The organism is Siphonobacter sp., from assembly GCF_048595215.1.
Classification (GTDB): domain Bacteria; phylum Bacteroidota; class Bacteroidia; order Cytophagales; family Spirosomataceae; genus Siphonobacter.
On the sequence record NZ_JBMDWJ010000015.1, the window covers coordinates 1 to 8,960 of the forward strand.

Here is an 8,960-nt window from a genome sequence, read left to right on the forward strand (position 1 = left end):
ATGGCTTTCAGTTGGCGACGAGCCTCTAATTCTTCGTAAGCCAGCAAATTATCCAGAGCCAGGGCAATCTGGGGCATAATCAGACTAACGGCCTGGTACTCTTTCGGCGTAAAACCTTCCAGAGACGTACTGGATACAATAATCGTCGTTCTGGAATTACGCTTGAGCTGAATGGGAAAGAGCATCAGCGATTGTACCTGAAAATGATCCCGGCAGGAGCGGGCGGTGATGTAATGCTCACAGAGTTGCTGAAAGTCTTCACCGACGAAGATTCCCATTTGTTCGCCGAGTCGATCCGGAGCTTCCCGATCGAGTTTATCCAGCATTTGTCCATCCGTTTGGCTAGGTAACAGAGCGGTTGGGTTGATCCGTACAAACGTATGTTCTGACGTTTTTTCCAGCATCAGCCAGTAAAAAGAGGATTCATCCGGTAAGCCAATCCGCAGGTTAAGAAAGGAAAAGGGGACGAGTTGATTAATCTGCTGAGCGATAGCCAGACACAGCTGATCCCGATCCTGAATAGTAACAATAGCGTTGTTGACGGCAATCTGAATGGCCTGTTGTTGCCGGAGCTTGGCTTCTTCGCTGTGAGCGTGACGATAGCGGGCTAGTTCCAGCGTGGTCAGTACGTCTTTTTCGCGAAACGGCTTGGTCAGAAAGCCGAAGGGCTGGGTACGTTTGGCCGCTTCGAGCAGCTCGTTGCTAAGATTAGCCGACAGAAAAACGAAGGGTATCCCTTGTTCTTTCAGCCATTCGGCCAGATCAATACCCGTTTCAAGCCCGATGAGTAAAATGTCCAGTAAGACAATATCCGGTGTTCGCTGGGCCATGCGTTCCTTGGCTTCCTGTACCGATGCCGCCAAACCGATCACATCATACCCCGCGTTAGTTAGTATCCGTCGAAGATCGTGGGCAATCAGAAACTCGTCCTCCACCACCAGTAGGGAAGGGAGTCGGTTCAGTTCACCGTAGTAAGCCATAGCCGTTTTGTGAATTTAATGCGGAGTAAAGATACAAGAGGCAGTTTACTCATAAACGAAACTCCAATATATTGGAGGCTCTATTCTATTGGAGATGGATGTTACTAACGCGAGAATGTTAAATTACTGATTATCAGTAGATAGAGTATTGGAAGTGGTTCTTTATAGCCTTTGGCATTGTGTTGGCAAGCGTATCACTAGCTGATGCTCTACCTTTAAAAATCCAGGACTATGAAACGCTTCCTTTCTAACGAGTCTCTTCGTGCCCAGCAATTTGAAGCCAACCATTGGCCTGTATCAGGCAGTCGGGATACGTCCTACGAAATTGTGCTGATTCAGGCCGGTAGTGGCTATTATCTGGCGAATGGAAATCAGGTTAGGTACCAGGCCGGGGATGTGTTTTTTCTGGGACCATCGGCTAGATGCAGTTTCAGGATTTCTCAAAAGACCTGCTTTTATAGTCTGTTGTTCACCATTCCTTACGTAGCCAGTCTGGTGCCGACAGCGGGTCAGGGGTGGCCCCACGTCGTCGACTATAGCGTACCGTTATCGGGTACGCTCATCAGTAACCCCAGTGAACAACGAAGCCTGCGGGCCTTAGTAGAAATTATTCTGGCGGAACAGCAGCTGCACGGCGTACCGGCTAATTCAGTCGTGGAATCACTGATGAAGACCATTTTGAGTCTATTAGATCGCTATCTTGCTCAACATTCGGTCGGCGAATCTGCCCGGTCGGTAAGCCCTTCGGCGTTTATCCAACGCGTACTGACGTACATTGGTCAGCACATTACGGAACCTCAGTTGTTGCGAATGGAAAACATGGCGGAGGTATTCAACTATTCCGCCAGTCACCTAGCCGCCCTATTTAAGCAACAGGTGGGCGAGTCCATTCAGCAATACATCATTCAGTATAAACTCAATCGGGTAGCCACTCGGTTAAGTCTGAGTACGCTGACCATTTCCCAGATCGCGGATGAATTCGGGTTCTCCGACGTTTGCCATTTAAACAAACTTTTCAAACGACATTACCAGTACACCCCCACGGACTATCGCCGAAGTTTAGCAGTATCTTGACCGCACGCGTTTTTATTCCTGAAGAACGTTTCTGTAGAAGTTTAACTTTGGAGTAGTATACCGTTGTTTCGGGTTGGATAGGCCATCCGCTTGCGGTAGTACGTCCAGTTCGGGTTTGTCTTTCCGCGGGGAAGCGTGTATGTTTAACCCTATCACCTTTTGTAAACAGCAGGCATGCGTACGATCCATTCATTACCGGAGGGCTTCAGCCAAAACGATCAGCTACCGATTCGAATCGTTTCGCCGGATTTTGGTCATCTATCGCCGGAAATCGCCGATCAGTACGGACTTACGCATCGCTTGCCGTATTACTTTTTTCTTTTTGTAGTCGAGGGTTCAAGCCAGTACGGCGTAGATCTGGATACAATCGAGGTTGAAAAACACGAGGTGCTGTTCTGCTTACCGCATCAGATTCAGCAGTTTCCGGTCGATGTTCACGCGAAAGACTATTACAAATTGGGCTTTGATGAAGCCTGCCTGGCCCAACTACCGAAGCCTTATCCGTTCTTACTGAATCCACTGAACCAGCAGAAAATCCGATTTTCACCCGCCGCCGCTGGTCGGGTACAGGGTATTTTCGAAATGCTCCAGACGCTAGTACGCAGCCCGGACACGGAGCCTGAATTAATTCTAGCCCATCTGAATAGCCTGCTTACGGAGTTGAACACCGCCTATTTTGCAGCGGACAAAAAACCGACGGATGACCGACTCGCAAAATTCATTGGCTTTAAAGTATTTGTTGAAAACAACCTGATCGACCATCCAAGCATCAAAGCGATTGCCGAGGAACTGGCCGTCAGTACCGACAGCCTGTGCCAGATTGTCAAACATTATTCCGGTCGATCGCCCAAGGAATTCATTACCAACCGTCTCATTCTGGAAGCCAGACGTCGTCTGTACTACGGCGAACGATCGTCCGTAAAGGAACTGGCCTTTGAACTGGGCTTCAACGACCCAGATTACTTCTCCCGCGTATTCAAAAAGGAAACGGGGAAAACGGTTGCCGCGTTTTTTCAGGATTTGTCCTGAACCCATCGGCTTTCGTCCGGCTCCGCTAAGCGTACACGCCCGAATTTTGTTCCGTATTTAAATCATACGTAAATGAACAAGCCATTCGGAAAAATATTGTTAACGGGTGTAACCGGTCTGGTGGGAGCACGCCTGCTCCCTCGTCTCATGGAAGCGGGTTGGGATTGTCGGGCACTGGTACGTGCGGGCAAAGACGTACCGTCCGGCGTGTCGATCATGGAGGGCGATTTGTTTGAAGAGGCCTCGCTTGCTCAGGCCGTACAGGGGGTGGACGCCATTATTCACTTGGCCGCCGTCTTCCGTACACCAGACCTGGATTTGATCTGGAAAAGTAATCTCGAAGGTACGCGAAACCTGATCGCTGCCGCTAAAATCCACGCTCCCAACGCCCGATTTATTTTCGCTAGTACGACGCACGTTTACGATGCTGAAAGTTCGCATCCCGGTCGCGAGGACGATGCCGTTCATCCGGAGCATCCGTACCCCGCCAGCAAAGTGGCGGCCGAAAAGGAAGTACAGGAAAGCGGTCTGAACTGGTTGATTCTGCGATTTCCGTTCGTGTATGGCGATGGCGATGGTCACCTGGAAACGCTCCCTCAACATTTGAAAGCTACGCAATGGCATCCCGCTATGCGAATGAGTACCATTCACCACCGCGACATCGCTACGGCTATGCACCTGGGTTTGGCCGGGGCTTTCGATGGCCGCATAGTCAATATTGCCGATGAGGGGCCCGCTTCGATTTACGAACTGGTGAAGTTAGTAGGCGAAACCCTGGAGGACTCGGCGGAGCCGCTTCCCAATCCCTGGTACCTGCATGCGGATGCTTCACTGGCCCGTAGTCTGGGTTTTCAGCCCGTCGTCAGAACGGTCTATCAGGCTGTGCAGGAAAAATTATTGTGAGACCCACCCAAAGCGTAAAAAGTAATCAGGGCCTACCTAATTCTTGCCGGGCAAACTCAATCCAGCTCGTTTGGGCAGGAACCTTACGCATGGGAGGGATGCCCGTATACTCGTATTGAACCAGAGCCGGATTTCGGGTCGTGGAGCTTTCCAGTACGTAGGCTGAATTCGGAACCGGTATCGTCATGATGTTCCCGTAGCCAATGTATCCCCCGGAGTTTTCTCCGACGGTAACTACTTTTTTACTCCGCATACCCGCTAACACGAACGTTTCGCAAGAGCTGCCGCAGTTACGGTTATACAGAATCACCACTTTTCTGGGATTTTCCAGGCGGATTTTAGAGGTGCTATCCGCTTTCGGCTGATCCTGACGCAGGCGTATAAACGTTCCTTCCGGCACTTGTTTCATTTGCTGAATCAGATCCTTTCGGTAGCTGGTCAGGGCTGGATTGGGACTATTTTTTAGCAAGTTTTCGTACCGTTCGATGATGCCCGACGTAGCCAAATATTCCGTAAACGAATCATCGGTGGAGGGGTGGGTATAAAGCAAGGGAAGCAAACGTTGATAAGCTAGCGAACTACCCCCGCCATTGTCGCGGACGTCAATGAGCAGATACGGTGTTCGTTGCAGAACGGGCGTCAAGGCCTGAAACGTCGAATCTAAAACGGAAAGGTATTCCCGACTAAAGGTACTGATGCTTAGGTAAGCGGTACTGTCGTCCAGTAGCTTAAAGGTAGTCAAATCCGTAGGAATGGAATCCTGAACATGTTTAGGAGCAGTCGTAGCGACGGGATAGAGTTTCGTCCACTCGCCAATCCGGGTGACGGGCTGATCAATGGTTAACAATTCCAGAGATAAAGAATGGTCCTGCAGATACCCCTGATACTGGTAGGTGTCTGCGGCCATTCTTTTGAGTTCAAGCTTTACCTGGCCGGGCTCCCAGGTCGGACTTTTGGTTTGTAACAAGACGCCATAATAATCCCGATAGGCATTTTTGTTTTTTTGAATTAGCACCTGATAAGAGCCGTAGAGGTCATAAATACCTTCCACCGGATCGTTTGAATGTTTGACATAGTCGTACGCCTTTGCCGAATCCATGACTACGGTTTCGGTATTTCGAAAGGTGGCTGAGGCCAGGAATGCTTTGAGTTGATCGGGATCACTGACATCGAGGGTACTCTCCGCATGCACCTGCGAGTGATGATCCTTGAAATAAGCCATGTACTGATGTAAAAACAAGCTACAGCGGCGTTTGCCCTCTTTCTGAATTTGTCGGCGAATGCCCCGTTTGAACGTTTTATACGCGGGGCGTTGATCAGCGGTTACGACGTGCCGGAAAGAAGCCTGGTTTTTCTCCACGTAATTCGAAATGAAAGTAAACGCTTCCAAACAATCGCACTCTGCTTTTTGATTCGTTTGGGCAAAAACCGTTGAGACGGAGAATAAATCAATGAGAAGAAAAAGCAGAGAGAAAAACGGGTGTTTAACGATCATTTTCAGTCGATTATACTGATGAAAGTTACAAAATAAGAAATGTATGCTTCTTAAAGGATCGTTTAGGGAATTTTTGTTTTCCTAACGTATGCTTTTGAATGATACTGATGAGTTAGGAGGAACAGTACGTAAGAACTGCGTTTCTCAAGAAAATCCGCTACAATCTCAATGAATACCGACGCTCATAAGTGGGATACCGAGTCTAGTTTTGACTTACGAAACACGTTGGTCTAAACCCTTTCTCGATCATGGATTATTCATCCCTGTTCCATCAGTTATATCAGGATTTTAACGCCCGTCAGATTGACCGCGTCCTGGCCCACATGCACCACGATGTAGCCTGGCCCAATGGCTGGGAAGGCGGCTACGTGTCTGGTCACGACGAAGTGCGGGCGTACTGGCTTCGGCAATGGCAACAAATCGATCCCCACGTGGAACCGCTTGCGGTGGACACCCGACCCGACGGTCAACTCGCCGTTCACGTACACCAGGTGATCAAGGATTTAAACGGTCAGGTCGTAAACGATACGCAACTGTATCATGTATACCGTTTTGAAGCGGGTAAAATCCGAACGATGGTTATTGAACACAAATAGATGGTCCAGGCAAACTATTGAGTGTACGGTACCAAGAAAAAGGAAGCAATCGCATGGATCGCTTCCTTTTTCTTGGTACCATACAAATCACTTACTACACCAGTTTCATCTTAACGGGATCCAAGTGAATGATCTTCTTACTGAAGTAGCTTTCGTTACAGGCCAGGGCTGGAGCCGCGGCTCGGAAGCCGAATTCGGCGTCTTCCACCACGGGTTTATTGGAGCGGATGGCTTCAAAGAAATTCGTAAAATGGTCTAAATGATCGTCGTAGCCCTGCGGTGCTTTGAAAACGATATCTTCCTTTACTTTTCGTTTGCGTTGCTGGGGTGTCCATTTAGCGTCGTACTCTTTCTGCATTTCCTCCTGCATCTGTTTAGAGAAGGTAAAGACGGAATCATAGCCACCAAAACCGGGAGCTTCGGGTAAGAGACTGTGCTTGACGGTAATGCTGTTTCCCACCACATCAATCACCCCTTCGGACCCTACCAGCCGGATTACTTCTTGACCACCCGTACCACTGATGAAATTCACCTGTAGGGTTAGCTGGAAGGCGGCGTGCTCTTTGGTTTCGGGATACTGCATGACCCCCGACATCACATCGGGCATATTCCGACCGTCTTTCCAGTAGCTGAATTGACCGGTACTGTAAATGCTTTCCGGACCTTTCGAATTGGTAATCAGATGCGTCCCGCTCAGCAGGTGAATGAACAAATCACCAGCTACGCCCGTACCCACTTCTTTAAACGCCCGCCACCAGAAAAACTTCTTGGCATCAAAGGGCATTTTATCCGTTACGGCAATGAAGCGTTCCCAGTCGGTAGTACTGGCGTTGGCATCTTTCGGAATCGTGTATTCCCAGGCCCCAATGGAGCTTTGGCGATCATATACGGCATTCACCATGTTGAGCTTGCCAATCTCTCCGGCGGCCAGTAATTCCTTGGCTTTGGCGTAGCCGATACTGCTGACCCGCTGACTGCCTACCTGCAACACCTTGCCCGATTTTTTAGCCGCCGCAATGACCGAAGGACCTTCGCTAATTTTATACACCATCGGTTTTTCGCAGTACACGTGTTTACCCTTGGCTAAAGCGTCCAAAGTCATTCGGGCGTGCCAGACGTCGTGCGTAGCAATGATAACGGCGTCGATGTCTTTCCGGTCCAACAGCTCGTGGTAGTTACGAGTTGTGAAGAGTTCTTTGCCGTACTTTTCCTTCGCGTTTTCAATTCTTCCGGTGTACAGATCGCAAATTCCGGCCAGTTCGACACCCGGTACTTTAAGGGCCGTATTTAAGTCAAAGTGGCCCTGCACTCCGTACCCGATCACTCCCAGACGAATAGTGTCATTGGCAGAAATTCTCTTTTCAAACTGAAGAATACGTTCTTCCTCCTTGGCCTGAGCAGCTAGGGATGAAAGGGGCGAAGAGGCCGCAGCCAGACTGGTAGCCGCAATTTTTTGCAGAAATTGTCTTCTTGATTTAGAGGAATGTTGATCCATGAGGTGATGACGTTAAATTACTTGACGGCGTAGCTGACAAAGGCAATCTTCCGACTGTCGGGACTCCACGAAGGTACATTGATTGTCCCCTGCCCACCGTAAAAAACGGGTGTAATATCCTGAATAGTTTTGGTTTTCAGATTCATGAGGCGAAGTTTTACGTTTTTGCCGAATAAATGATTCTGCTTTTCATCGGAAGTATACGCAATGTAAACGAGCCACTGATTGTCGGGCGAGGGATGCGGAAACCAGTTGGAATACTGGTCGGAGGTTAACTGCTCGGGGCTGGCCCCGTCGGATCGCATCCGCCAAATCTGCATATGACCCGTACGGTAGGAATTAAAATAAATGTACTTGCCATCGCTGGAGTACTCAGGACCGTCGTCAAGCCCCTCCGTATGAGTTAATCGCTGTTCCAAACCTCCTGTCGTACTTATTGCGTAAATATCAAAATTGCCGTTTCGTTCGCCGCAGTAAACCAGGGTTTTGCCGTCCGGACTCCAGCCGTGCCAGAAAGAAGGGACTTCCCGGGTGATTTTTCGAGGTTCCCCGCCCTGTATAGGTAGAATGTAAAGGGCCGATTTGTACGATTTAGGCGAGGGGTCCTGTTTATCATTGTGACTGATCGCCAGCCATTTTCGATCCGGCGAAATGCCGTGGTCGTTATTACACTGGTTGGCAAATCCGGTATTGAGTTCCTGAAGGCTCGGGGCGTTTAGGGGAAGCGTAAAGAGCTTTCCTTTGCTATTGACGATCAGATACTGATCCGGGTGCCAGTTGGGAGCTTCGAGATGTTTCTGAATCCGGAAGATGGTATCGATTTTACCCGTACCAATATCGACGGTATGAACGAAACTCGTCGTGTCTTTCTGGGCGATACTCTTTACCGATAAAGCCATCAACGAAAGACATAAAAGGGACGTAACAAGCGTCCATTTAGAAGCTGTGTTTTGCGTTTCCATAGAAAATAGAGCGGATGAAATAAGAGGTTTCTATCAAAAGTAAGCAATGGAATCGTCATCGATCAAAAAGGAGATAAAGATCAAAAATGGTAATTAAAATGGGAATAATAATACTTTTGCAGGTCTATTCATGGGGCAGATTTGAAGAACGATGCAAGAATTGGGTGATGAAAAGTATATCTCACATTTGTCCATTGACTGTGTGATTTTCGGTTACGAAGCGAAGGCATTGAAAGTACTGATTGCCAAATTCAAGTTTGGGGAAGGCGTGTTTGCATTACCCGGCGGTTATATACGCAAGACGGAAGGAATCGATCAGGCGGCCAGCCGGATTCTTCGGGAAAGAACGGGACTGACAGATATATACCTGGAACAGTTTAGGGTATTTGGCGACGAGAACCGCATTATCAAAAGTAAGCATCGGGA

9 protein-coding genes are annotated in these 8,960 nt (G+C 48.8%); 5 read left to right on the forward strand and 4 right to left on the reverse strand.

Annotated elements, in window-relative coordinates:
- The coding region (locus ACOJTG_RS00960; protein WP_420152084.1) for a response regulator at positions 1-980 on the reverse strand (980 nt) is incomplete at its 3' end.
- Positions 981-1,211: 231 nt separating this feature from the next.
- On the opposite strand from ACOJTG_RS00960, the gene ACOJTG_RS00965 reads away from it, so the two are divergent.
- From ACOJTG_RS00965 to ACOJTG_RS00975, 3 genes are all read left to right on the forward strand, one after another.
- Complete coding sequence (locus tag ACOJTG_RS00965; protein ID WP_420152085.1) at positions 1,212-2,054, forward strand: AraC family transcriptional regulator; 843 nt, start codon at positions 1,212-1,214, stop codon at positions 2,052-2,054.
- Between the two features lie 174 nt (positions 2,055-2,228).
- On the forward strand, positions 2,229-3,083 hold the full coding sequence (locus ACOJTG_RS00970; protein WP_420152086.1) for a helix-turn-helix domain-containing protein: 855 nt from the start codon (positions 2,229-2,231) through the stop codon (positions 3,081-3,083).
- A 72-nt stretch (positions 3,084-3,155) separates the two neighbouring features.
- Positions 3,156-3,986 carry an NAD-dependent epimerase/dehydratase family protein gene (locus tag ACOJTG_RS00975; protein ID WP_420152087.1) on the forward strand — a complete coding sequence of 277 codons (831 nt, stop codon included), beginning with the start codon at positions 3,156-3,158 and terminating at the stop codon, positions 3,984-3,986.
- A 25-nt stretch (positions 3,987-4,011) separates the two neighbouring features.
- On the opposite strand, the gene ACOJTG_RS00980 is transcribed toward ACOJTG_RS00975, so the two are convergent.
- Positions 4,012-5,481: a S41 family peptidase gene (locus ACOJTG_RS00980; RefSeq protein WP_420152088.1), complete on the reverse strand. Its 1,470-nt coding sequence runs from the start codon at positions 5,479-5,481 to the stop codon at positions 4,012-4,014.
- A gap of 248 nt (positions 5,482-5,729) precedes the next feature.
- Between ACOJTG_RS00980 and ACOJTG_RS00985 the strand changes: the two genes are divergently transcribed.
- Positions 5,730-6,077, forward strand: coding sequence for a nuclear transport factor 2 family protein (locus ACOJTG_RS00985; protein WP_420152089.1), 348 nt, complete (start codon positions 5,730-5,732; stop codon positions 6,075-6,077).
- 94 nt (positions 6,078-6,171) lie between these two features.
- Here ACOJTG_RS00985 and ACOJTG_RS00990 read toward each other — a convergent pair whose 3' ends face one another.
- Positions 6,172-7,572 carry a Gfo/Idh/MocA family protein gene (locus ACOJTG_RS00990; RefSeq protein WP_420152090.1) on the reverse strand — a complete coding sequence of 467 codons (1,401 nt, stop codon included), beginning with the start codon at positions 7,570-7,572 and terminating at the stop codon, positions 6,172-6,174.
- A gap of 17 nt (positions 7,573-7,589) precedes the next feature.
- Positions 7,590-8,534, reverse strand: a complete 945-nt coding sequence (locus ACOJTG_RS00995; RefSeq protein WP_420152091.1) for a TolB family protein — start codon at positions 8,532-8,534, stop codon at positions 7,590-7,592.
- Between the two features lie 151 nt (positions 8,535-8,685).
- Between ACOJTG_RS00995 and ACOJTG_RS01000 the strand changes: the two genes are divergently transcribed.
- Positions 8,686-8,960: NUDIX domain-containing protein (locus tag ACOJTG_RS01000; RefSeq protein WP_420152092.1), on the forward strand; the 275-nt coding region annotated here is incomplete at its 3' end.